The organism is Sutcliffiella sp. FSL R7-0096 (assembly GCF_038595065.1).
In the GTDB taxonomy this organism is placed as follows: Bacteria; Bacillota; Bacilli; order Bacillales; family Bacillaceae_I; genus Sutcliffiella_A.
Genome location: NZ_CP152003.1, coordinates 4,598,193 through 4,623,120, shown reverse-complemented (window position 1 = coordinate 4,623,120; position 24,928 = coordinate 4,598,193). Strand labels below are relative to the sequence as shown.

At 45.1% G+C, this 24,928-nt stretch carries 28 protein-coding genes; 21 read left to right on the top strand and 7 right to left on the bottom strand.

Annotation, left to right across the window (positions count from 1 at the left end; translation table 11 throughout):
* Positions 1-117 precede the first annotated feature (117 nt).
* Both spoIID and MKY77_RS23635 read left to right on the top strand, forming a co-directional pair.
* Positions 118-1,146 carry a stage II sporulation protein D gene (gene spoIID, locus MKY77_RS23640; protein WP_339148048.1) on the top strand — a complete coding sequence of 343 codons (1,029 nt, stop codon included), beginning with the start codon at positions 118-120 and terminating at the stop codon, positions 1,144-1,146.
* Between the two features lie 247 nt (positions 1,147-1,393).
* Positions 1,394-2,248 (top strand): peptidoglycan DD-metalloendopeptidase family protein, encoded by an 855-nt coding sequence (locus MKY77_RS23635; RefSeq protein WP_339148047.1) that lies wholly within the window; start codon positions 1,394-1,396, stop codon positions 2,246-2,248.
* Here the strand turns inward: MKY77_RS23635 and MKY77_RS23630 are convergent.
* Both MKY77_RS23630 and MKY77_RS23625 read right to left on the bottom strand, forming a co-directional pair.
* Positions 2,232-2,534, bottom strand: a complete 303-nt coding sequence (locus tag MKY77_RS23630; protein WP_342515548.1) for a hypothetical protein — start codon at positions 2,532-2,534, stop codon at positions 2,232-2,234. The two genes, MKY77_RS23635 and MKY77_RS23630, sit on opposite strands and share 17 nt — an antisense overlap.
* A gap of 100 nt (positions 2,535-2,634) precedes the next feature.
* Entirely contained in the window at positions 2,635-3,144 is a 510-nt protein-coding gene (locus MKY77_RS23625) for a hypothetical protein (protein WP_339148046.1), read from the bottom strand.
* Between the two features lie 261 nt (positions 3,145-3,405).
* Here MKY77_RS23625 and MKY77_RS23620 point away from each other — a divergent pair, with 261 nt between their 5' ends.
* From MKY77_RS23620 to MKY77_RS23575, 10 genes are all read left to right on the top strand, one after another.
* Positions 3,406-5,022 (top strand): gamma-glutamyltransferase family protein, encoded by a 1,617-nt coding sequence (locus MKY77_RS23620; RefSeq protein WP_339148045.1) that lies wholly within the window; start codon positions 3,406-3,408, stop codon positions 5,020-5,022.
* A 99-nt stretch (positions 5,023-5,121) separates the two neighbouring features.
* Positions 5,122-5,685 carry a chromate transporter gene (locus MKY77_RS23615; protein WP_339148044.1) on the top strand — a complete coding sequence of 188 codons (564 nt, stop codon included), beginning with the start codon at positions 5,122-5,124 and terminating at the stop codon, positions 5,683-5,685.
* Complete coding sequence (locus MKY77_RS23610; protein ID WP_339148043.1) at positions 5,682-6,209, top strand: chromate transporter; 528 nt, start codon at positions 5,682-5,684, stop codon at positions 6,207-6,209. The genes MKY77_RS23615 and MKY77_RS23610 overlap by 4 nt, the downstream gene beginning before the upstream one ends.
* 91 nt (positions 6,210-6,300) lie before the next feature.
* Complete coding sequence (gene pcp / locus MKY77_RS23605; protein WP_339148042.1) at positions 6,301-6,915, top strand: pyroglutamyl-peptidase I; 615 nt, start codon at positions 6,301-6,303, stop codon at positions 6,913-6,915.
* Positions 6,916-7,076: 161 nt separating this feature from the next.
* Entirely contained in the window at positions 7,077-7,580 is a 504-nt protein-coding gene (locus tag MKY77_RS23600) for a hypothetical protein (RefSeq protein ID WP_339148041.1), read from the top strand.
* A gap of 566 nt (positions 7,581-8,146) precedes the next feature.
* A complete protein-coding gene (locus MKY77_RS23595; protein WP_339148040.1) occupies positions 8,147-8,449 on the top strand; it encodes a DUF4212 domain-containing protein in 303 nt (100 codons plus the stop codon).
* Positions 8,450-8,611: 162 nt separating this feature from the next.
* Positions 8,612-10,264 (top strand): sodium:solute symporter family protein, encoded by a 1,653-nt coding sequence (locus MKY77_RS23590; protein ID WP_339148039.1) that lies wholly within the window; start codon positions 8,612-8,614, stop codon positions 10,262-10,264.
* Positions 10,265-10,771: 507 nt separating this feature from the next.
* Positions 10,772-12,304: a DUF294 nucleotidyltransferase-like domain-containing protein gene (locus tag MKY77_RS23585; protein WP_342515547.1), complete on the top strand. Its 1,533-nt coding sequence runs from the start codon at positions 10,772-10,774 to the stop codon at positions 12,302-12,304.
* 46 nt (positions 12,305-12,350) lie between these two features.
* Positions 12,351-12,995: a 3'-5' exonuclease gene (locus MKY77_RS23580; RefSeq protein WP_339148037.1), complete on the top strand. Its 645-nt coding sequence runs from the start codon at positions 12,351-12,353 to the stop codon at positions 12,993-12,995.
* Positions 12,996-13,064: 69 nt separating this feature from the next.
* Positions 13,065-13,508, top strand: coding sequence for a hypothetical protein (locus tag MKY77_RS23575; protein WP_342515546.1), 444 nt, complete (start codon positions 13,065-13,067; stop codon positions 13,506-13,508).
* Positions 13,509-13,525: 17 nt separating this feature from the next.
* Here the strand turns inward: MKY77_RS23575 and MKY77_RS23570 are convergent, their stop codons facing one another.
* Positions 13,526-13,912 (bottom strand): BsuPI-related putative proteinase inhibitor, encoded by a 387-nt coding sequence (locus MKY77_RS23570; protein ID WP_339148035.1) that lies wholly within the window; start codon positions 13,910-13,912, stop codon positions 13,526-13,528.
* 172 nt (positions 13,913-14,084) lie between these two features.
* Here MKY77_RS23570 and MKY77_RS23565 point away from each other — a divergent pair, with 172 nt between their 5' ends.
* Positions 14,085-14,234, top strand: coding sequence for a hypothetical protein (locus MKY77_RS23565; RefSeq protein WP_339148034.1), 150 nt, complete (start codon positions 14,085-14,087; stop codon positions 14,232-14,234).
* A 19-nt stretch (positions 14,235-14,253) separates the two neighbouring features.
* Here MKY77_RS23565 and MKY77_RS23560 read toward each other — a convergent pair whose 3' ends face one another.
* Positions 14,254-15,102 (bottom strand): DUF4309 domain-containing protein, encoded by an 849-nt coding sequence (locus tag MKY77_RS23560; RefSeq protein WP_339148033.1) that lies wholly within the window; start codon positions 15,100-15,102, stop codon positions 14,254-14,256.
* 392 nt (positions 15,103-15,494) lie between these two features.
* Between MKY77_RS23560 and spoIIID the strand changes: the two genes are divergently transcribed.
* The 7 genes from spoIIID to MKY77_RS23525 all read left to right on the top strand — a co-directional run bounded on the left by spoIIID (position 15,495) and on the right by MKY77_RS23525 (position 20,964).
* A complete protein-coding gene (spoIIID, locus tag MKY77_RS23555) occupies positions 15,495-15,758 on the top strand; it encodes a sporulation transcriptional regulator SpoIIID (RefSeq protein ID WP_063559319.1) in 264 nt (87 codons plus the stop codon).
* A 682-nt stretch (positions 15,759-16,440) separates the two neighbouring features.
* Complete coding sequence (locus MKY77_RS23550; protein ID WP_339148032.1) at positions 16,441-17,442, top strand: rod shape-determining protein; 1,002 nt, start codon at positions 16,441-16,443, stop codon at positions 17,440-17,442.
* Between the two features lie 520 nt (positions 17,443-17,962).
* Complete coding sequence (locus MKY77_RS23545) at positions 17,963-18,784, top strand: flagellar hook-basal body protein (protein ID WP_339148031.1); 822 nt, start codon at positions 17,963-17,965, stop codon at positions 18,782-18,784.
* A gap of 29 nt (positions 18,785-18,813) precedes the next feature.
* The gene (locus tag MKY77_RS23540; protein WP_339148030.1) at positions 18,814-19,650 is read left to right on the top strand and encodes a flagellar hook-basal body protein; all 837 of its coding nucleotides are present in this window, start codon (positions 18,814-18,816) and stop codon (positions 19,648-19,650) included.
* A gap of 183 nt (positions 19,651-19,833) precedes the next feature.
* A complete protein-coding gene (locus tag MKY77_RS23535; RefSeq protein ID WP_339148029.1) occupies positions 19,834-20,136 on the top strand; it encodes a DNA-directed RNA polymerase subunit beta in 303 nt (100 codons plus the stop codon).
* Between the two features lie 79 nt (positions 20,137-20,215).
* Positions 20,216-20,647, top strand: a complete 432-nt coding sequence (gene fabZ, locus MKY77_RS23530) for a 3-hydroxyacyl-ACP dehydratase FabZ (protein ID WP_237662829.1) — start codon at positions 20,216-20,218, stop codon at positions 20,645-20,647.
* Positions 20,648-20,766: 119 nt separating this feature from the next.
* Positions 20,767-20,964 carry a hypothetical protein gene (locus MKY77_RS23525; RefSeq protein WP_339148028.1) on the top strand — a complete coding sequence of 66 codons (198 nt, stop codon included), beginning with the start codon at positions 20,767-20,769 and terminating at the stop codon, positions 20,962-20,964.
* Positions 20,965-21,031: 67 nt separating this feature from the next.
* Here MKY77_RS23525 and MKY77_RS23520 read toward each other — a convergent pair whose 3' ends face one another.
* Together MKY77_RS23520 and MKY77_RS23515 are read right to left on the bottom strand one after the other, a co-directional pair.
* Complete coding sequence (locus tag MKY77_RS23520; protein ID WP_339148027.1) at positions 21,032-21,496, bottom strand: hypothetical protein; 465 nt, start codon at positions 21,494-21,496, stop codon at positions 21,032-21,034.
* Positions 21,497-22,017: 521 nt separating this feature from the next.
* The gene (locus MKY77_RS23515; RefSeq protein WP_342515545.1) at positions 22,018-22,296 is read right to left on the bottom strand and encodes a hypothetical protein; all 279 of its coding nucleotides are present in this window, start codon (positions 22,294-22,296) and stop codon (positions 22,018-22,020) included.
* A 186-nt stretch (positions 22,297-22,482) separates the two neighbouring features.
* Between MKY77_RS23515 and MKY77_RS23510 the strand changes: the two genes are divergently transcribed.
* Positions 22,483-23,805 (top strand): hypothetical protein, encoded by a 1,323-nt coding sequence (locus tag MKY77_RS23510; protein ID WP_339148026.1) that lies wholly within the window; start codon positions 22,483-22,485, stop codon positions 23,803-23,805.
* 153 nt (positions 23,806-23,958) lie between these two features.
* Here the strand turns inward: MKY77_RS23510 and MKY77_RS23505 are convergent, their stop codons facing one another.
* The gene (locus MKY77_RS23505; protein WP_339148025.1) at positions 23,959-24,780 is read right to left on the bottom strand and encodes a nuclease-related domain-containing protein; all 822 of its coding nucleotides are present in this window, start codon (positions 24,778-24,780) and stop codon (positions 23,959-23,961) included.
* Between the last annotated feature and the right edge of the window lie 148 nt (positions 24,781-24,928).

Genomic DNA, 24,928 nt, shown 5'->3' with positions numbered 1-24,928 from the left:
TATCAATCCGGCCCATTTTTTAGTCATAATTGCTTGTCCACTCCCATAAGAATGAAAGAGTAAAGGTATCCAACCATCAACAACCTACTATTTTATTGTTATCGGAGGCTCAGCGCTATGAGAAACTTGAAACCAATTATCGTACTCACTTCTGTCCTTTTTGTCATGGTATTAATGGTACCAACATTGTTAGTCATGCCGTTTGTCGATAAGGATAGCGGCCAGCTGGCGGAAGAACTCCAATCAAAGCAAGAAGTCCAAACACAAGTGGAAGTGGCTGAATCCCCGATTGACGTGGCTGTGTATCGCCACAAGCAAGAGATGATCGAAAATATTCCATTGGAAGATTATATCGTCGGAGTGGTGGCTTCTGAAATGCCAGCCGACTTTGAGCTAGAGGCTTTGAAAGCCCAGGCCCTCGCTGCGCGCACGTATATATTAAGGCAGCTGATGGCTGATGAAAAGCTAGGGACGCCCAATGGCGCAGACGTAACTGATACGGAGCAGCACCAAGTATATAAAAGTCCGGAAGAACTTAAAGCAATATGGGAAGCAGATGATTTCGACTGGAAAATGGAGAAAATAAAACAGGCGGTGACCGAGACAGCAGGATCCGTCCTTACCTATAATAATGCACCGATTGATGCGAGTTACTTCTCCACAAGCAATGGCTACACCGAAAACTCTGAAGAATATTGGCCAAACGAAATTCCATACTTGCGCAGCGTCGCAAGCCCATGGGACGTTGACTCGGAAAAATACTTGAGCCAGGTGACCCTAACTGTTCAGGAGTTCCAATCGATGCTAGGGGTGACGCTTGGGAACGATGGAGCGGTAGGGAAGATCATCTCCCGTACGACAGGGAACCGGGTAAGCACCGTCGATATAAATGGTAAGCAACTTTCAGGCAGGGAAGTGCGTGACACCCTCAAATTGCGCTCTAGTGACTTTACCTGGGAACGCAAGGGTGACAATATCATCATCACCACAAAAGGCTTCGGCCACGGTGTCGGCATGAGCCAATACGGCGCCAACGGCATGGCCCTAGAAGGAAAAAGCTATACCCAAATCATCTCCCACTACTACAAAGACGTCCAAATCGCCAGCGCCGACCAATACCTCAACAAAGTGACCGCGAAGCAATAAAGGAGGGGAGAGAGAAAATTCACTTTGGGGGTCAGACCCCCAAAGGATTTCCCCCCTCAACGTCGAATAGAGGTTCACCCGTCAGACCCCGGCTCCTGCCGGGGTCTGACCCCTTTTCAAACTTTTTTCAATCCCCATGCATAAAACCCGCCTCAATGAAGGAAAATAAGCATTTCAAAAATTTTTTCACACCAGATGTATATTATTCTCGGAATCTGTTCAGAATGATTGCTGAGGTGATGATACAATGAGAGAGGAAGAAAAGAAACGGACTTCTCAAAATTCAAATTGGCAACGCTTAATGAAAAAGCGTTGGGTGTTCCCAGCAATCTATCTTGGGTGCGCAGCAATCATTTTGACAGCGGTTTTAATGTTCCAAGCAGGTAGTGAGACAGAGGTTAATCCAGGTAACAACGCAGAAGGGCAAGGACCTAATACTTCTTACGGCGATCAAGAATCCGTCGAAGTAAACAGCCCTGTTGAAAACTTTGTAATGCCGGTAACAGATGTGAACTCATCTTTGATCCAAAAACCATTCTGGGATGAAAATGGATCCAAAGAAGAGCAAGAAGCTGCTTTCATTGAGTACAATGGAAGATACCAACCAAACACAGGTATCGATATCGTAATGAAAGACGGCGAAACATTCGAAGTAGTCGCATCCCTAAGTGGAACAGTAACGCATGTTGAAAATGATCCATTACTAGGAAATGTCGTAGAAATCGAGCATTTAGATGGTGTAAAAACAGTCTACCAATCCTTGACTGACGTTCAAGTGAAAGTCAATGACTTTGTAGAGCAAGGCGACACTATTGCAAAAGCGGGTACAAACCAACTGAACAAAGACTCTGTCCATGTTCACTTTGAAATCCGTAAAGACAATGTAGCAGTTAATCCAATCAGCTTTTTTAACAAACCAGTCACTTCTCTTTTAGAGGAAGAAGGACAAGCTTCTGAAGAAGGAAGCGAGCCAGCTGGTGAGCAAGAAAAAGAAGAAACTCCTGCAGAAGGTGAAGACAAGCCTGAAGACGGAGAAGACAAAGACGGCGACGAAGGATCTTCTGACGAAGAACAAGAGGAATCCGTTAGCTTTCTAACATAATACAAAGTCTTGTTGATAAAATAAATGCTAGAACGATAAACTCTATTGACTCAAAGAGCAGCTTACAAACGGGGAAAGCTTCCCGGAAAGCTGCTCTTTTTCTATTCAAATTTTTTCCCGACTTTCCACCCCAACCAGGAATAAAACCAAGCCTACCTGGGTATACTAACAATACCGATACACAAACAACACAACAGCGCACAAAATCAGAGAATGTCTCAACCGCCAAACGTAGGTACCGTTTGGCGGTATTTTTATGTCCTCTAATAAGTGGTAAAAATTTCAAAAAAGGGGTCAGACCCCAGCAGGAATTTCCCTCTCCATCACGAATACAACCAAAGTAAGGAAATGTGTCGGAATTTGGCGGACGAAAAGGGGTCTGACCCTCAAAGGATTTCCACCATCACCGTCGAAGCATCCCTCAGCACCACCAGCCCCATCTCCCACCCAAACCACCCACACACATCCAAAATCCCACCCCCGCGAAAGGAGTACCGCCCACTATGCCACGAAACCCAAGAATCTGGTTCCCAGGAGCCAAGTACCACATCACCACCCGCGGAAACCGCCGCAGCATCATCTTCTTTGAGTCCAAGGACTACCAAACCTATAAGCGCATCCTCTTTGAAACGAAACTCAAATACCCGTTCAAACTGCACGCCTACTGTCTCATGACCAACCACACCCACCTGCTCATCGAAACCGAAACCACCAACATCAGCCTGATCATGCAAACAATCAACACCAAATACGCCCAGTACATCAACAGCAAATACCGACTCACCGGCCACCTCCTGGAAGGCAGATTCAAATCCAGCCTCATCCATGATATCGACTACCAGATCGACGTCAGCAAATACATCCACCTCAACCCAGTCACCGCCCAAATGGTCCATAACCCGGAAGACTACCCATACAGCAGCACAGACAATACTACTATAACAACCACCACGACCCACTCGTCACCACAACCGACATCTTGAAATACTTTTCCACCACCCACCACGATGGTTCCTACCCGCACTACGTCAACACCCCGAATACCAGAATCCATTTCACCCCCACCAACAAAGTAAAATTTCTTATTTTGAAAAAATAAAGAAAATTAAGTATAATAGAAAATAATTCGCATAACGAAATAATAGGGGGATCAACAAATGACACTTAAACTCGACTATCTCAACAACCCATATCCATCACAGCGCAACACCGTATTCGCCCAAAACGGCATGGTTGCAACTTCTCAGCCACTAGCCGCACAAGCTGGCCTCGATATCCTGAAAAAAGGAGGAAACGCAATCGACGCAGCCATCGCCACCGCGGCCTGCCTGACCGTCGTGGAACCAACCTCCAACGGAATCGGCGGCGACGCATTCGCCCTCGTCTGGACAAAAGGGGAGCTTCATGGCCTGAACGCAAGCGGTCCTGCACCACAATCCATCTCCATTGAAGCGGTAAAAGAAAGAGGCCACGACACCATGCCTAAAATGGGCCTCATCCCAGTGACTGTTCCTGGCGCACCATCCGCCTGGGCAGAGCTATCCAAAAAGTTTGGCAAACTACCACTCTCAGAAGTGCTACAACCTGCCATCGACTACGCAGAAAAAGGGTACCCAATTTCGCCAACACTCGGCAAGTACTGGAAGGGTGCCTACAACGCTTATAAAAAATTTTGCACAACTGAAGAATTCACACACTGGTTTGAAACCTTCGCCCCAGACGGACGTGCACCTGAAATCGGTGAAACCTGGTCCTCCAAAGGCCATGCCGACACCTTAAGACAAATCGGTGAAACAAACGGGGAAGCTTTCTACCGCGGAGAATTAGCCCACAAGATGGCGGACTTCTCCAAACAGCACAACGGCTTCCTTACATATGAGGATCTTGCAGCTTACCAACCGGAATGGGTGCAGCCGATCAAGGTCAACTATCGCGGTTATGACGTCTGGGAGATCCCGCCGAACGGCCAGGGAATCGTCGCCCTTATGGCACTCAATATGTTAAAAGAAGACACTTTCACCGAACGCGACAGTCTCGAAACCTATCACAAACAAATCGAGGCAATGAAACTCGCATTCGCTGACGCGAAGAAATACGTATCAGATACAACTACGATGACCCACACAGCAGAAGAATTGCTTTCTAGTTCCTTTGCAAAAGAAAGAAGAAGCCTCATCACAGATACGGCACTCACGCCAGAACCAGGAACCCCACCAAAAGGAGGAACCGTCTATCTGGCCACTGCCGATGGGGAAGGGAATATGGTATCCTTTATCCAGAGCAACTACATGGGATTCGGATCAGGTGTCGTTGTACCAGGAACAGGGATCGGCCTGCAAAACAGGGGGCATGACTTCTCCCTTGAACCAGAACACGAAAACGCGCTGACACCAGGGAAGAAGACATACCACACCATCATCCCTGGCTTCCTGACAAAAGACAACCAAGCCGTCGGACCATTCGGCGTCATGGGAGGCTACATGCAGCCACAAGGACACATGCAAGTCGTCATGAACACCGTCGACTTCCACCTTAACCCGCAGGCTGCCCTGGACGCACCAAGATGGCAGTGGATGGAGGGCAAAACCGTACACGTCGAGCATCACTTCCCTCAACACCTGGCCCAAGCACTCCAACGCAAAGGCCATAACATCCAAATCACACTCGACGGAGGCAGCTTCGGCCGCGGCCAAATCATCTGGCGCGACCCACAAACCGGCACCCTCACCGGCGGCACCGAACCAAGAACCGACGGCTGCATCGCAGCTTGGTAAAGCGGTAAAGGAGTAAAAGGGGCCTGACCCTCACTCAATTAAAGTATTAAACAACTAAAAAGGGGTCTGACCCTCATCAAAGGAGGAAACCACCACACCATGAAGCAATGGAACCTATTCATCGCATTCTTCCGTTCGGGAATGCTGGGCTACGGTGGCGGTCCATCGAGCATCCCACTTATACATAAAGAGGTAGTGGGCAAATACAAATGGGTAACAGACGACGATTTCTCGGACATACTCGCACTCGCCAACACCCTGCCCGGACCGATCAACACCAAGATGGCTGGCTATATTGGTTACCGCGTCGGAGGCTATACTGGCATGATGAACGCCGTTTTAGCTTCCACCATCCCGACCATCATACTCATGATCGTCCTGCTTACCACCCTCACAAGCTTTAAGGACCAAGCGTGGGTGCAAGGCATGACCAAAGCAGTCCTGCCTGTAGTGGGTGTCCTGCTCGCCGTGCTGACCTGGGACTTTCTATCAAAATCACAAAAGGGGCTTGGCTGGACAGCAGCAATACTGCTAATCCTAGCTAGTTTCCTATTCATCGAGATTCTGGGCATCCATCCAGGAATCGTCATTGCCCTGCTACTCGCAGCGGCTGTCTTGAAAAAAGACAAACCAAAACCTGAAAAAGGAGGGACCCCATCATGATCTATTGGGAGATTTTCCTCGCCTTTTTCATACCAGGCATTCTCGGGTACGGGGGAGGCCCTGCTTCCATCCCGCTTGTTGAGAACGAAGTAGTTCACCGCTACGGATGGCTGACCGTCTCCGAATTCAGTGAGGTCCTCGCACTCGGAAACGCCCTTCCTGGTCCGATCGCAACCAAAATGGCCGGCTACATCGGCTACGAGCAAGCAGGAGTCCTAGGCGCAGCCGTCGGCGTATTCGCCACTGTCGCACCATCCCTGATCCTGATGGTCGCCCTCATGAGCCTGCTATACAAGTTCAGAGATTCACCAAAGGTAAAAAGAATGTCTAACTACGTGCGACCAACCATCGCACTCCTACTAGGAGTCATGGCCTACCGCTTCTTCGCCGAATCCTACCAAGATTCCGGAGCAGCCCAAACCATCCTCCTCATCATAGCCAGCTACCTCCTCCTAGAAAAATGGAAAGTCCACCCCGCCTACGTAATCGTCGGCGCGCTGGTCTATGGTGCACTAATACTTTAAAGAGATAAAAGGGGTCTGTTCCTCAACGCTCTAAAGCGCTAAAGCGCTAAAGCTCAGACCCCACACCCAACCCAAAAAGGAGCTTCCACCAATGAAAACCAAAACCCTACTTTTAACAGGTTTCGTACCATTCTTAAACTTCACCATCAACCCAACCGAACAAATAGCAAACGAACTCGACCAGCAAACCATCGGCAACTATAAGGTCCATAGCAGCATCCTGCCTGTAGATTTCAATCAATCAGCCGCCCAACTACTCCACCACATCAACGACATAAAGCCAGACGCCGTCATCTCCCTAGGCCTTGCCGCCGGTCGCGCCCACATCACACCCGAACGTATTGCCATCAACTGCAAGGACGCAGGCGGCGCACCGGACAACAACGGCGTCATCCACCAGGACGAACCAATCGACCAATCAGGACCGGCCGCATATTTCTCCACCCTGCCTATTCGTGACATGGTCAACCATCTGACAGAAAATCAATACCCTGCAAAAGTCTCCAACACCGCAGGAACCTATCTGTGCAATAACGTCATGTACGCAGCACTGCACTACCTAATGAACAATCAAACTAACATCCCGGCCGGCTTCATCCACATCCCTGCCTCACACGAACTGGCCGTCCAGCTCGCAAATACACCAAGCTGGTCCCAGCAGGACCTCACAAACGCCATAAAACTAAGCATCGAAACGCTAAATTAATGCACCCACAAAAGGACCCTCACACCAATCACGTGTTAGGGTCCTTCAACGTTCCAAACAAGCCAAACCACCACACTAAATTCCCTCCAACTGTAATAAGACAAATTCACTCCGAAATAGGGTAAGAGGTAGAATCCATCCAACAAGGAGGCAACACACCATTGAAAAAACAACTCTGCCTGTTTACCCTTCTAATCGTCATGCTGCTGTCAGCCTGCTCAAGCACCGACTCGGAAAAAGACGACCTAATAAACTATATAAATACCGAACTGCCAAAAGTAGCTGACTTGGAATGGGAAGCTATCGACTCCTACAGCAGCGTCTCCGGCCAAAACTATACGGACGACTGGACCATGTACGAAATCATCGACACCGTCACCATACCAGCCTACGAAGAATTCATCACCGAGCTAGAAAACATCCGCCCAAAATCAGAAGCTGTCAGGGAAATCCATGAAATCTATATCGAAGGCAGCAACTCCCAGCTCCAAGGCTTCAAAATGATCCGGGTCGCCCTCGAACAACAAGACTATGATAAAGTATTTGAAGCAAACGAACACCTAGACAAAGGTCGCACCAAAATTCGCCAATTTCAAACCAAACTTGAAGACCTCATGCATGAACACGGCGTAGAGTACGAAGACGAATCAGACGAAGCACTGTAACCCTACACCAACCACCGAGCCCACTGGCTCGGTGGTTTTTTAAATTGGTAGTTTCTCACAACAACACTCTATACCCAAAGTCTATTTGTACTAATACACAATACAAAAAATCCCTCGAAAAATGTAGAACTCTCTTCCAAAACAAATAGTTGACTTCAAACAGCCCTTGTCCCATAATCTAATTATTAGAATTATTATAAAATTCTGTTTTAATACAGAATAATCCCAAGCCAAAAAGGAGGGAGATTCGACACGATAACTAAAGCGCTTACAAAAGGAGAGAATTAACAAATGCTTTTATTCTATCTATTCCTGATCATCACCATCACAAGCATCTTCCTGGCAATCAAAAAACAAAGGCCAATACTACTCTCAGTCCCAATAGCAGCCCTATTCACCTACGCAGTCGTGGAAATCGCCCTAGTACCGGCACCCTTCCTCGACACCGTCAAATTCATTTTTAGCCTTAGGTAATAAAAAATTTTATTAAAAAAGGGGTCAGACCCCTAAAGGAATTTCAACAACAACGTCGAAACCCCAGCACCAAACTAAAAGGAGGCAAACCCTTGAAGAAAATCGAAAAATCCGTTGCGGATGCCTATTTCAGAGAGAAAAATAAATACATCTTAATCTACCTGGCAATCTGGCTTGGCGTATCGTTTGGCATCGTCCTGTTCGCCGAATCCCTACAATTCACCATTTTCGGTGGCTTCCCGTTCCACTACTATATGGGAGCACAAGGCTCCATCATTACTTTTATCATCCTGCTATTCGTCAACGCCAAAGTGAGCGACAAAATCGACGCAAAATACGGCATCGATGAAAAAGCCAACGAAGTCCTTAGCGCTGGCAAAACATTAGATCACTAACAAGCCAAACCCACATCCAAGAATCTCACAATTAACCATCCCATACCCGAAAATCTCACAACCGAGATTTTCGCACACACACACCAGGAATCTCACAAAAAACCAACAACAAAACCAAACACACATATAAAAATAACACTAAACCTAAAGGGGGACCCACGATTGGATAACCAGTTTCTCGTCTCACTCACACTGATCCTGATCACATTCGGGCTCTATATCGGAATCGCCATCTACAACAAAGCGCGCCAAACCTCCGACTTCTACGTAGCAGGCCGCGGCGTACCACCAGTATTCAACGGAATGGCCATCGGCGCAGACTGGATGAGTGCAGCGTCATTCATCGGGATGGCCGGAACCATCATGCTACTCGGCTATGACGGACTAGCATACATAATGGGTTGGACAGGCGGTTACCTGCTCCTGACCTTCCTCTTAGCACCACAATTAAGAAAATACGGCCGCTACACCGTACCAGAATTCATCGGCGACCGTTTTGACAGCCACACCGCACGCGTCATCGCGGCAATCTGTACCATCATCATCAGTTTCACCTACTCCATCGGCCAGCTTTCCGGCTCCGGAGTGGTAATCGGCCGCTTACTGGAAGTGGATGCAAGAATCGGAACCATGATCGGGGTAGTCCTGATCGCATTCTATGCCGCATTCGGTGGGATGAAAGGGATCACCTGGACCCAGGTGGCACAATACATCATCCTGATCATCGCCTACCTGATCCCGGTAATTTTCATGTCCCTGCAACTAACAAACAACCCATTACCATGGCTTTCCTACGGCCAAATCGTCCAAACAATGGGTGAACTCGACCGAGAACTCGGTGTATCAGAATATTTCGCACCGTTCACCAACGGCACCAAATGGCAGTTCATGGCCCTCATGTTCACACTCATGGCCGGAACAGCAGGTCTGCCGCACGTTATCGTTCGTTTCTACACCGTATCCACCATGAAAGCAGCTCGCTGGTCAGGCGCATGGGCCCTACTTTTCATCGGCCTTCTTTACCTATCCGCACCGGCATATGCAGCATTCTCCCGTTTCATACTGATGAGACGTGTAGCTGGGCAACCTATCGACCAGCTACCAGCCTGGACAGAATCCTGGGTGAACACAGGCAAATTGCAAGTCGCTGATACTAACGGAGACGGCATCCTTCAATGGAACGAGCTTATCATCGCAAACGATATCGTCGTAATGGCCACACCGGAAATCGCCAACCTTGGCGTCTTCATCATTGGACTCGTAGCGGCAGGCGCTATGGCAGCCGCACTTTCCACAGCAGGTGGACTGATGATCTCCATCTCGTCCTCATTCGCACATGACATCTACTATCGTGTCATGAGACCGAATGCAACCGACAAAAACCGCCTAATGGTCGGCCGTGTCACCATTGTCACAGCGACCGTGCTTGCGGGTCTTGTAGCGCTTAACCCACCAGGAGCAATCACGCAGATCGTCGCATGGGCCTTCGCGCTCGCATCCGGAACCTTCTTCCCAGCTCTGCTCCTTGGAGTATGGTGGAAACGTGCCAATGCACAAGGGGTCATCGCCGGAATGCTAGTGGGACTTGGCGTCACCCTATCCTACATCTTTGCGGCAAAATACGGCGGGTTCACCGTCCTTGGCATCATCGACACAGGAGCAGGTGTCTTCGGAGCGGCAGCGGCCATCATCACAATCATAGTCGTATCCTTAAGAACAAAAGCACCATCACAAAAAATCCAAGACGAAGTAGTCGACCTTCGTTATCCGGAACAAATGTCCTACAAAAATGGGGACGTCTGGATCGACAAATAAACCAAATAGCAGGGAGGGGCAGTGCAAACCGCATTGCTCCTCTTTCCTGCAAAAAAAGGAGCCACCAACATGTTGCACCTACTAACCAAAAACTTGACTCAAGACCAAGCCACCAAAATCGAAAACCAATGCCAAACCTTCCATTACAACCAAAACGACACCATCCTCCACGCCAACGATAGCCGCGAAGGCATCTTTCTTGTGCTCTCCGGCATGGCAGAAGTCTACATTCCATCCCAAAAATCACAAGACGAAGTACTGGAAATCATCAAATCGAACGAACTCATCGGCCTGTCCAACATCCACCATTTCCTCACTACTAATTTCCCGCAAACCCAACAACCAGGCCCAACCACACCCCTATACCCGGACCAGCTCCCAGACCAGCCGGCGCAACACAATCCTACCCTGATCCAAGTCCGTGCCATCGACGAAACGGAAGCGCTTTTTATTCCCTATACGGTGCTAAAAGAAAGATGGAGCGAACCTGCCCTCCGAGACTACCTATTGGACCAAGTCAGCTCCCGTCTTCATGATGTCTATCACTCACTTGCCGAGCAAATCAACATGAGCACCACCATGGGCCTAACCGCAGACCCGACCATCCTACGAGTACAAGACATCATGCAACCGAACCAAGCAACCATCCAAGCAAAAACAACCGACACCATCCAATCCGTCGCTGAAAAACTATCTAAAAACAGCACCACAACCGCCGCCATCATCCTAAAAAACGAAATAATCCAAGGCATCGTCACCATGCACGACTTCGTCAACAGAGTCATCACTAGCGGCAAAAGCACCCAAGACCAAGTTCAAACCATCATGACCCAAAACCCGATCACCATCCAAAGGACCGCCTATTACTACGAAGCACTCACCACCATGCTTCTAAACGGCATCAAACACCTACCAGTCACAAGCGAAAATAACCAATTAGCAGGACTCGTCACCTTGACAGACCTACTGCAAGCCAAACAACCGACAGCCATGCTCCAAAACACAGAAACACTCAAATCAGCCACCATAGAAGAACTACCACAGATCAAACAGCAACTATACTCAACACTTACCACCATGCTCCAACAACAAGTGCCGATCCTGACAACACTTGAAGTCATGAACACCCTATACGACCAGCTTATCAGCCGTTGTATCGAGCTTTCCGTAAAAGAAATGCCAACCGCACCACCAACAAAATTCTGTTTCTACCTCATGGGAAGCGGAGCCAGAAAAGAACAATTCCTTCTCACCGACCAGGATCATTTCCTCGTCTACGAGAACCAGTCAGACCTAGACAATCAACCAAACAGCACCACATATAGCGGCCATATCGCCACCCGATACTTCGCCGATTTATCACAAAAAATCGTCGAAAACCTAGAACTTGCAGGCTACAAAAGATGCACAGGAGATATGATGGCATCCAACCAAATTTGGCGCGGCACACTTGAGGAATGGGAGTCCCGCCTCCATGAATGGACACTAAAGTCCACCAACGACCGCCTGCTCCTAGCCCAGAACTTTTTCTCCTATCGCCATATAGCGGGAGACGATACACTGCACCAGCAATTCCAACAAACAGTAACTGATTCACTTGATCGAGCTAAAATATTTTTATACAGACTTTCCCAGCTAGAACGGGAAAATCCAATACCAACCTTAGAACAACCAATCCGCTCCATGTTCCGCCGCAACAAAAAACAACTCGACTTAAAAAAAGAAGTCCTGTTCCCATACCATCATAGCCTGCAAATACTCGCACTCATGCACGGCATCACCTATGGGACACCAATCGAAAAGATAGATCAACTCCATGAAAAAAAGATCCTCTCGGAAAACTTCCAAAAGGATCTTAAAGCATCAATCAGTACCATACTCAACTATTACGTCCGAAATCGGCATCAACAGCATCAAAATGGAGAGGAGCTTACATCAACCTTAATGCTGACAACCCTCACCACCCGTGAAAAAGAAGAACTCATGCTCAGCATCCGGCTCATCAAGGAGCTCCAAAGCCACATGCTTTCCTACTATTAACGACCGACCGCCAACAAATCCCAGCAAGAGGAGGTACCTACAAAATATGTTTCTATTCGCAAAAAAGCATTATTTCCCGAGCAATTTAGCAGAAAATTTACCGCTTTCCACACCTGTCGACAAACTCGAATTCACTGTCTTCGATACAGAAACGACCGGCTTCAACGTGGCAAAAGAGGACCGACTCATAGAACTGGGCGCCGTTAAAATAAAGAACCTGCAAGTCATAGAAGACAGTACATACCAAACCTATATTAACCCGAATCGACAAATTCCTCGGGAAATTACTGAACTAACTGGCATTACAAAGGAACAAACAGAGGAAGCACCAACAGCGCTGATGGCAATTGAAGACCTGAGGGATTTCGCAGCCGGACAGTCCGCTTGCTTTGTCGGTCACTACGTCGCCTTCGATATGCAAGCGATACAGGCAGAATTAAAACGCCACAACTTAACCTGGAAAAGCCCTAAAGCCATTGATACGCTCAACCTTATCGGCTATATCGCCCCTAGCTACGACATGCGTGATCTTGAAAAATACGCCAGGGACTTCGGCACAAGAATCTACCAACGCCATTCAGCCTTAGGCGACGCGCTAACCACGGCATTCCTGTTCACGGAGCTACTTCAAATCTGCCAAGAACGGGGAATTAAGACATGGGGGGACCTGTTGAATATTGGGATTAATTAATTTGTGTATATCATAACGATAAAAAGCACTCCAATACTAAAAGGAGTGCTATAATTATAAATATCACATATGGAAGGAGAATGGAGCATGCAGTACTTTTGGAAAATCGCGCTAGCGGCAATCATAGCCTCAACGTTAATCAACTTGCCTACTTATATCTACAATATCTTGACAGCCCCGCCACTCGTACCATCAGAAACCACTAACTATGCTGCAACTCCGGATATAAGTATATTATTTATATTCGCTTTTATGATCATCTACATAATATTTGGTTTACCGACAACTCTCATTACTGATGGACTTATAAAAAAATTCAAGCCATCAAAAATAAATAAAATGCTTTTTCAACTTTTCACTTATGCACTGGCTGCTTTCTCATTAACATATCTGCTTGGCGGTGTTTCTATGAGTTTATTTCTCTATGTTATTTTCCAAGCATATATTTACCTTTTTATTCTAATGTACTTAAGAAGAAAAGAAGGTAGCGCAAGTCTGCAACCAATAAGTTAAGAAAATTTCCATCAGGGTTATACATCAAATTCCAATCGATCCCTCACCCCAGGCCAATCCGAATCAGCCAGCCACACACATACCTTATGCCGACCAGGTTGCAGATTCTTCAGCGGAATATCAAAACTTAATTCCTGCCCGGCCTCCACCATAATTTCCTCATAAATCATCGTGAACATCTTGCCTTCTGAAAATTGCTCAACCCGTGCGCCATCCCGATACAAAATATAGTCATATCGCTGCCCACTACGGAAGGTCACCTTCTCACCAACATCACCAGTATTTTCTACGACAAAATGCAACATCACTGAATCAGGACCACTTTCCGAATACGTTAACTTTGCTTCCAAACCCATCCACAACACTCCCATCGCTATCATTTCCTTTACTAAAATATTCGACAAAACCGCGTCTATACCTCTTATGATTTACAAATCCGAAAAAAGGGTATTATATACATAGCAGCGAATTTAATACTTAGGAAAACGTAACAGAACCTTTACCTTGAATTTACATTCGCTTGCTACAATGAAGGTAAGTAAGAGAGAATCATTTATTCTTCACAGGGAGGTCTTTATGATGATTTCGAACATGAAAAAAGAGTGGCATAAGTTCTGGTACTTCAATTATAACTATCTGTTGGCGAGCGAAGAGAACTCCCAGCAATATAATAAATACTTATCTAAATCACAATATCATGGTAAAAAACTAATGCAGCTTCTGTAAGCTGCATTTTTTCGTGAATCTACATCAACTTAAACTCTCTTAAATGGAAACGCAATAAAGTTTTTTCTTCTGGTATGAATTCGAAATATAATTCATATTCATTCTCAATTATGTAGTAATAGAAATATAACCCCTCTAGTTCATTTAGACCTTGTTGTTCCGGCTCGCCCAATAGCTCTTCGATATCAGTTGGTGTCAGCTTTTCAGGGCGGATGACAGTGAGTAAACCAACTATATTGTCTCCCGCAGTTGTGCCGTAGCCGATATTGGAATAAATGGTGTAAGAAGCTTCATTACGCTGGATTTCAGCATCTGGTTCACCAAGCTCATGGATGATGCTCCTGATCGAATTTCCTATGCCATAACCTTCTGGAGTGAATTTACCTTGCTTGATGCTTTCTAAAAAATGCTCATCAATGACAAAGGTTTCCGGAGGGGTAAATGTTTGATTGTAGTCAACGGTGAAATCGGGATCGGCACATTCCTCTGACTCTGTCACTAGTATACGTTCCTTCCCAAAACGGAAAGTGAGCTCGCAACCATTTGGATCTTTATCGGAAAGCGCGACAAATCCATCCTTATTTGCGTATCCACTTGTAACCTTTGAGGAAATTCTTAGTTTTGAAGAGTTTTCAGTCTTCATAGGTTCATTATTTTTCACTGTTATATGAAAATCAAAGCCTTCCTCTGTTTCATTATAAATTATGAGATTTCCGACAAAAGGTGAATCTTCAGGGACCAACCAATCCCCCTGCCAAAATTCTGACTCGGGAACCCCCAACTCAGAAAGCATTTCTTCTTCATTTTTCTTTTCTTTCGTTTCTTCTGATATTTCTAATGGTGCATCCGCACTTGTTTGAAAAACCATCCCATTTTGACATCCCACAAGTAATAACAGTATATAGCATATAGATAAAGATAATAGCTTTTTAATTTTAAAAACCCCCTAAATATTGGATTTCACACTAATTATAGCATTTAGATAACTAAAATGATGCCATTTTCAAAAAAATCAAACAAAACCCCTTGTCCCTCTTGACATTGTTGGCATAAACAACCAACCAAGCTAATAAACTGATACAAACCAAACATACAAAGAGAGTGTTTGAGGTGAGGGATCGTAGATTGTCTCGAAGAATTACACCAGCCATCCTACTTTTGTTTTATATACAACTCTAATTACATGCACTTCGTTACATCGAAATAAGCGGGTCTCATTTCACACTTCTCAACATCCACAATTTAGGGAGGGCGAGTGGTGTGCACGATTACATCAAAGAGAGAACTATCAAGATTGGAAAGTATATCGTGGAGACGAAGAAAACAGTTCGCGTGATTGCGAAAGAATTTGGCGTTTCCAAAAGTACTGTCCATAAGGACTTGACCGAAAGACTGCCGGAGATCAACCCAGACTTAGCGAATGAAGTGAAAACAATCCTTGATTACCATAAATCCATCAGGCATTTGCGGGGCGGCGAAGCAACCAAGATGAAGTACAAGAAGGAAGAGGAAACGGTAAAATAAAGCGAGAGTACCAGGGCGAAGCCAGCTCTGGTATTTTTGGTTTTTTGGTGGTGTGAGGGGGATGATTTCAAGCAGCTTAAGCAGCTTTCAACTTATGAAGACAATCTGAGCGCGAAAATTGTGATGAGATTGTCATTATAGATGCTATAAAGACAATCTGAGCGTGAAAGTTCTGATGAGAGTGTCATCATCCTGCTTATGAAGACCTCTCAAGCCCGAAAATCAGTCGAGAGAGGTCTTCATCGAGGCTATGAAGACCTCCCAAGCCTGAAAAACGATCGAGAGAGGTCTTCATCGATGCTATGAGGACCTCCCAAGCCCGAAAATCGATCGAGAGAGGTCTTCATTGGTGCTATGAGGACCTCCTAAGCCCAAAAATCAATCGAAAGAGTTCTTCATCGATGCCATGAAGACCTCCCCCGCTAATCCCACCACAAAAGTCTTCATCCCACCCCAAAAAGCGCCCATTCCCGACCATCCCCCCACTCCCTCAAACCCATTCGACAAATTTCTCACAAAAATGACATGAAACTACTGTTAAATTTCACCTTTATTTAGTAAAATGTGATAGAATATACAATTAGGACTAAAGATAGTGTTCATTAGCAATTAAACAAACAAAGAACATTCAGATAAAAAGTCGCGAGCAAAAAAGCATAGACGCAAGGAGGAAAAGAGTAAGATGTTTGCAAGGGATATTGGAATTGACCTGGGTACGGCGAACGTACTCATCCACGTAAAAGGGAAAGGCATCGTCCTGAACGAGCCTTCTGTAGTAGCAATTGACACGAACACAGGCAAAGTATTGGCGGTAGGGGAAGAGGCCCGCAAAATGGTTGGCCGTACACCAGGGAACATCGTCGCGATGCGACCGCTAAAGGATGGCGTCATCGCAGACTTCGAAGTAACAGAAGCGATGCTCAAACACTTCATCAAAAAACTGAACGTAAAAGGCTTCCTATCCAAGCCACGCATCCTTATCTGCTGCCCGACGAACATCACATCCGTTGAGCAAAAAGCGATCAGAGAAGCGGCCGAGAAAAGCGGCGGTAAAAAAATCTATCTCGAAGAAGAGCCAAAAGTCGCAGCAATCGGAGCGGGAATGGACATCTTCCAACCGAGCGGTAACATGGTAGTCGACATCGGTGGCGGAACAACGGATGTAGCCGTACTATCCATGGGTGACATCGTAACGGCATCTTCCATTAAAATGGCCGGCGACAAATTCGACGCTGAAATCCTTCAGTACATCAAAAAGAAGTACAAGCTTCTGATCGGTGAGCGCACAGCTGAGAACATCAAAATCGAAATCGCAACCGTTTTCCCTGGCGGACGTAACGAGTCCATCGACATCCGCGGACGCGACATGGTGAGCGGGCTTCCACAGACCATCACTGTGAAATCCGATGAGATCGAAGAAGCACTAAGGGAATCCGTCCAAGTGATCGTTCAAGCAGCAAAAAGCGTCCTAGAACGCACACCGCCTGAACTATCCGCAGACATCATCGACCGCGGCGTCATCCTGACAGGTGGAGGAGCACTCCTACACGGAATGGACCAACTCCTAGCAGACGAACTAAAAGTACCAGTCCTAGTCGCAGAACAACCAATGGACTGCGTAGCAATCGGCACTGGCATCATGCTCGACCACATTGATCGTTTGCCAAGCAAAAGCTTTGCCTAACCAAAAACAAAACAACAACCCAAGGAGCACCCCAACCGGCTGCTCCTTTTCCATTCCCAAAAAGAAAAGGGATAGGGGTCTGACCCACAACTAATCCAGAAATCCCTTTCCACTCCCTTCTTAAGCCCCAAAAACCTAGTCCATTCACCTCAAAGCTTACATCGACCCCTGAAAAGTTACAAAACCTCCTCGAAGGGTATATAGAAAGTAACTACCAAATCCGGAGGTGTCCCAAAATGATTCAACAATTAATCATAAAGTGGCACACAATCAGAGCAAACTACCATGAAATCCTCATAAACGACTGTTTAGACGAAACAATGAAACAAAGCCTCACGAAAAAACTCGATTACCATAAACAACAACTACAAAAACATTACCAATTAAGCGCCTAACTGGGTGCTTTTTTTCTTTCTCTCGGATTATTCATAAAATTACATATATCGACAATTCGAAATATATACTATAATAGAAAATAGGCAAATATGTACGTTACCAAAAACAAGAGGTGAACCCAATTATGTTACGTGGATTCCACACAGCAACAGCAGGTATGATTTCGCAGCAGCGCCGTATGGAAATGCTCTCAAACAACCTGTCCAATGCCAACACACCGGGCTATAAAGCCGACCAGTCATCCTTGCGGGCTTTCCCTGAACTCCTCCTGAAAAAAATGGAGCAGGCGAACATTCCGACTACAAAACCAATTTCATTCTCCCAAAACCAAACGATCGGGACTCTACATACAGGTGTCTACATGCAGGAAACGGCACCGAAGCAAACACAAGGAGATATGCGCCAAACAGGCAACCAGACCGACCTGGCAATCCTGAACCAAAACCTTCCTGAAGGAGCAAGCATCTTCTTCGCTGTAGAAAACCAGGACGGCACACCAAGATACACGAGAAACGGCAACTTTGCCATTGACCAGCAAGGCTACCTGACCACCAACAATGGCCTTTATGTTCTTGATGAAAATAACACAAGGATCCAACTGGAGTCCGACACCTTCGAACTCCAGCAGGATGGAACCATCATAGAAAACGGCGTCATCAACACACGTATCGGAATTGCGCTTGCACCTAATGCCAATGACCTTACACGAGACAACAACGGCTTGTATCGACTTCAAAACGGCCAAGCGCTCCCAAGCGCCATCAATAACCCAGGCATAGCTTTCCAAGTGCTGCAAGGTCATATTGAACGCTCCAATGTCGACACGGCCCAAACCATGGCAGACATGACCGCTGCCTTCCGTGCTTTTGAAGCCAATCAAAAAATCATCCAAGCATATGACATGAGCATGCAAAAAGCGGCCAACGAAATCGGACGGATTAACTAACCAAAAATAGAGAGGAGGAACCCATAACCATGAGCAGAATCATGCTGAATGCAACCAATACGATGAATCAGTTACAAAAACAGCTGGACACCATTGGACATAATATCGCAAATGTCGATACCATCGGATATAAGAATCGACAATCCACGTTTCAGGAATTACTTGTCCAACAAAGCAACAACCAGACACTGAACCAATACGACTCCGTCAGGAACACACCTCTTGGGATCCGTATGTCCTCAGGGGCTGGCCTGGCCCAAACGAAGCTGAACCTGACACAAGGCGCTTTGAAAAACACGGATCGTATGCTAGACTTTGCACTAGCGATAGAGGACCAATTCTTCACCGTTCAAGTGACCGAAAACGGACAGACAAGTACACAATTCACGAGAAATGGTGTATTCTATTTATCACCGATCAACAACAACGAAGTGATGCTTGTGACAGCAGAGGGACACCCCGTTCTTGACAGTAACGAACAACCGATCGTCTTGCCGGAAAACGTGAAGGATATCAAGCTTCAACCAGAAGGCGTCATCCTAGCGGAATTAAATAATGGACAAGCAATCGCACGTGAGCTCGGAATGGCACAGGTCATCCGCCCGCAGATGCTTGAAGCAAGACCAGGTTCCCTGTTTGCCCTACCACCAGCAGGAATTGCTAACCCGCAAGATGTGGTTGGGTTCATTCAAGGAGCCGCACGCCAGGACATTAGCTTAAGACAAGGGATGCTTGAGCAGTCCAATGTGGACCTGGCATCAGAGATGACGGAAATGACGCTCATGCAACGCTCGTACCAATTTAACGCACGATCTGTTCAATTCGCCGACCAGATGATGGGGCTTGTGAACGGATTGAAATCATAAAGCTCTTAATTGGACTTTTTACTGTTTTCTTATTATAAAATAGGCATGAAATCTTTAACTTACAGCGGGGAAAAGAGCACGACAGTAAGGATTATAACTGCAAGTTAATAAATACGGATAAAGCAACAAGGGTTACGAAAATAACAACATAAATATAACTTTAGTCCAAGAGGAGGTTGCGCAATGGAACAAAAAGAACCGAAAAAGAGCTTAACAAGGGAAGAATTGCGCAAAGCTCAAAAGAATAAAGCAAGTCAGCAAGAGGAACTAGCAGCAACGGAAGAGCAAGAGAAGCCGAAAAAGCTTAAATGGCGGATCCGGCTGATTCCTATATGGTTACGCATTATCATCATCCTAGCCGTGATGGCAGTGGCAATTATCGCTGGTGCTATGTTCGGCTATGGTGTACTTGGCGGGGGAGATCCGATGGATGTGCTCAACAAGGAAACTTGGCAGCATATTCTCGACCTAGTTAAGAAAGAATAAGGGAGTCTACAAAGGACTTCCTATTTTTTATGGCTTCCTATATAATTGGAAGTAACTATTAGTAGGAGGTCACAAAAACATGCTTGATATTAACGAAATTAAAGAAATCATTCCCCATAGATATCCATTTCTTTTGGTCGACAGAATCATCGAAATCGAAGAAGGCCAACGTGCCATCGGCCTCAAAAACGTAACTGCCAACGAAGAATTCTTCAACGGGCACTTCCCGCAGTTCCCGGTAATGCCTGGTGTCCTGATTGTGGAAGCACTTGCTCAAGTTGGAGCGGTAGCAATGTTGAAAAAAGAAGAAAACAAAGGACGCCTGGCTTTCTTCACAGGTATCGACAACTGCCGTTTCAAAAGGCAAGTAGTACCTGGGGACCAGCTTCGCCTTGAGGTCGAAATGACTAGAGTGCGTGGCAGCATCGGTAAAGGCAAGGGAACGGCTACGGTTGACGGCCAACTTGTCTGCGAATTAGAAATGATGTTTGCCTTAGGACAAAAGCAATAAATTAAAAAAATGCAAAAAAACATGCAAACTTTCTCGAAAGTTGGGGAATATAAAAAGGGACCACGCAAAATGAGTAAAACAGGTCTTGAAATTCCATATACGAAAGGAGAAGGTTTAATATGAACAACAAATGGTTAATTAAATTATCTGGTACAGCTTTAGCGGCAATGTTAATTACAGGATGTGCAGCAAACGATCAAGATGTTCCTCCGCCAGAAGAAAACCCACCAATGGAAGAACCTGCAGATCCTGAAATGGAAGAAGATCAGAACATGGAAGAAGATCAAAACATGGAAGAGGAAGAAGACCAGCAGTAATCTCTTTCATAAAGCGGGGGACAGTGTATGCTGTCCCTTTTATGTTGTTCACAAAAATAGGCGTTACTCACTTCTTATAATCCCAAACAATCCGCCACTCCCCATCCTCCCTAACAACATAAACATATTGCACAAAAACAAAATGACCATACTTCCCATGATAGTCCTGCCTTACCTCATACTCGTAAACAGATCTAAAAGCCTCCCCCTCTTTCTCCATCCTCCAATTCTTTCTCTCCTTCGCCCCAGAAATATCAAAGGTAAAAGTATCCGATCCAAAGTGTCCATTAAATACATGAGCACGATCCTGGACATAAGCGCCCCGTCCAAACTTTTCCTGCATTTCCGTATGCAATAGCTCCCAGGAACGTCCGAAATCCGCTGCGCTTTCATATTCGTAGAACGCATGGACCACCTTCCTCGCTTTTCTCTCGGTTCCCATGAAAATGGAAGAGAATAAATAGACCAAAATGACTGTAAGTGTAAGACCCATTAATATAACCAATACGGGATTTCCTCGCCGTCTCCGCATAAAAAAATCTCCCCTATGTTCGTCCACTAGATACAACCATTTATATGCAGAAAGTTCCAGCTTATTATCCATTCGACAAACTTCAGCCCTCATTCGACAAAAACCGATTTAATTGCAAATTATTACACGAAAATTAATATCGTTTTCTAGGAATTTCCTCTTTTTTTACAGAGAACTTACAATTTCAAATTCGCTTACTTTATTAGTGATTCAAGGCTGATTGGCGATTCTGTCAACCATTACATGTAATCAGTAATTGGTCTGATTAAGCATTCTTTCATCCTGTCCAAATGGATCTTCATCGCTTGCTTAACATTTCACGTTGTCTCATAGAGCGCCTGGTTCAATTCATTAATTATTTCTATTTAAGAAAGCAAAGAAGTGCCCCACCGCCTTCCAGAAAGAAATCATAATAAATCCATCAATTCTCCCCCAGTAAGTAACTCAAAAAGTCACCCGACTGATTCTTTCCTAATTTCACATACCTACTTTCCGCGTTTATTACAAGTTCTATTGTCTCTTTATCGAGGCTTACCCAAGTTCATATAAGACGACTTTGGCCTCTGGATCAGGGAAAGAAAACCTATAATCAGCAGGACGGACCATAAATATTTTGCGTTTTGCCAATTCAAACGGTCCAATAAACACTTCACATTAATAACTTCCTCTTCGTCCGTAACAACTTTAAAAAACTCGTACTTATTTTTATCACCAAGGTGCCTCTGAACTTCAATGGTATGCTCCCCTTCTACTCCAGCTTTTATATCGTTGGAACAACCTGCTATAATCATGAAAACCAAGAGCATAAAAACTATTTATAACTTAAATTTCCTCAACTTTAATCCCCCTTTTAAACTATATAGACACATTGTGTTCCGACAAGTTTCAAAGGGAGCCGCTTCAAATAATGGATCAGCGTGCCTGTCCCCTCAACCCACACAATGGTATGCTAGAACTAAAGGGGAAAATTAGGGGGACATAAACACGTGAAAAAAGGTTTTCTTTTAACCATAACAATCGTGCTTTTGGTGGCTTGTTCTCCAAAAATGGACCAAGAGGTAGTGTCTCAGCCACAGGAGGATCAAAAGGAGGATAAGGGGGAGAATGTCAGCGACCACCCCGCTCAAGATAAGGAGTACACCTTCGATGAATTTATGGAGGAGCGTTCTTTAGATTTAGTGGGCGAAGACATTCCTTATTATATGGAAGAAGAGTTTATTGGCAAGCGCTTTGCGTTGCAGGGAAAGGCTCAACTTACCCGTTACTATAACTATGGTTACAAGGAGTTAGAAGCGACACATTATGTGATGAAAGTTGTTAGCGAAGGTCCGTCTTGGTATATATATGTGCCTAGAGGGGATGTTCTTGAACTTTTTCAAGAATTAAAGAAAGGTGTGGTGGATGTTTATGTTGCAGCCACTATACTTGCAGAGTATTTTGAAGTAGGTCAAAACCGTATGGCAATGGCTGAAGAAATCATTTTTATAGAAAGTGAAGCGGATGAGCAACCTCTGGATGAGAAGCTTACAGGCTATATGAAAAAACATAACGTTGAGCTGACAGCAAAGGATGTCGTATTCGACAAAAAGGGCATGTCAGACAAGCCATTTGCCTTGAATGGATATGCTCAGCTTGTGACGTATGCTCGCATAAATCCAGAATATAGAGATCTAGAGCCCACTCATTTTGTTTTAGAAGTACGAGATGAAACAGTCTTGTATGAGCAGCTTTGGAGAGTCGCATTAGACAGGGAGAAATATCGTGGACTATTTGAACAAGCCCTAGAAGGAATGGTTCATGTGACACTAACAGCCAGTATGCCTGTGGAACGGTTCCTCTCCTCAACAGACCTATCAGCAATAGGCGAAGCTGCAGAATATGAACCGCTGCCAGAAAAGTTCGAGCAACCATCAGACATCGCCTTGGCATACATGAAGGCAAGGGGTCTATTACTAACCGACCGGGAAGTAATGTATGATAAGTATGCTCATTCTGGGAAGCCTTTTCTTATAGAAGGTACCGGCGAGTTAAGCACACATCTCCCGATTGGATACGAAGATATAGAAAGGCACTATTTCGGAATCCGAGTCGTAGAAGATCCATTTGGAGAACAATTTGTTCCATACGGAAGGGCTATTGAGGGGTGGACGCTCATCCTTCACCGCCAGAAGTATCCTGAAATCTACGAGGAACTAAGCAAAGAAGAATCCCTAGAAATTCTGGTCACCGCGCGAGTCATCGCCCAAGAATATGTACCAGGTCAAGGAAATGTGGCATTTGTGGAAGATCTCCTTATCAAAGAGGAATGAGTGGAGGGTTAGGGGACAGCATCCGCGCCCCGTCTGTACTTTAGAACTTCAGCAGTAAAAACACCAAAGATTGAGGGGAACCTCTTCAATCTTTGGTGTTTTTAAATTTGTGTGTATAAGTTCACACTGAACACGATGCGTGAACGCTTTCTTCTAGTCGATCATTTTTTGATGATCAAAACAATAGATTTTCCCTTTGAATCTTTTATTTGATAAACAAAATGCCTGAACCTTATCCGAAACAGGTTTATCACAAATAGAACAATTACGGCTACTGCCAACTGTTGATACCTCAGTCCTTAATAGGCGCTTATGTTCTTCTCTAAATGCGGAGTCGGTAATATTTGCGTTAGAAAAAGCAGTATAAATGCTAGAAATGTCACGCTCGTTTAGCAGAGGCTCCTTATGATGAATCTTCAATACAGAGACCTTCCTGTGAAGAAACTCTGACAGCTCAATATCGTATACGATAATTTCGTTGGATGCTATTTTACGAAAATCTAGACCCACTCTAAATGTGCAGCGCTTTGTAAAAGAAACCATCGATATAAATAAATCATGATACTTTTTATCAATAAGTGAAGTTAGTGCCATGATATGACCATAGTTCTGTACAAAAGGGTTCATCATTTTAAACTTCCCATTAACCAACCATGTCTTTCTGTCTTTCCCACCATAAATAGTCCCTTGATAATTTTTGGTTTCAATGACAAATATCCCAAAAGAGGTCATCACAACATGGTCCACCTGCGAATATCCAGACTTTGCTCTAGGATTTTTTATTAATAGATCACTTAAATATCGGTAATCCTTTGGAAGCTGATCAAGTTGGATATCAATCTTGTATTCTCCTATTTCTCCTTTTCTAGCAGCAACCTGTTCCATAGTGTTTTGCGTGTTCGGTGAGCTAATGGTAGCTGGCCTTTTTGGCACTATACTCGTTTTCTTTTTAAATAAGTTTAGGAATAATAGCATGATGTTCTCCCATATTCTTGTGATTTTAACAAGTATAATATCGTCAAGACACTAAAAACATTAAATGATTTTCATAGTACAGACTCATTCCTAAAAATACTAATAGAGTAAGAGTTTCTAAAGAATTTGAAGTTACCATCGCTCAAAC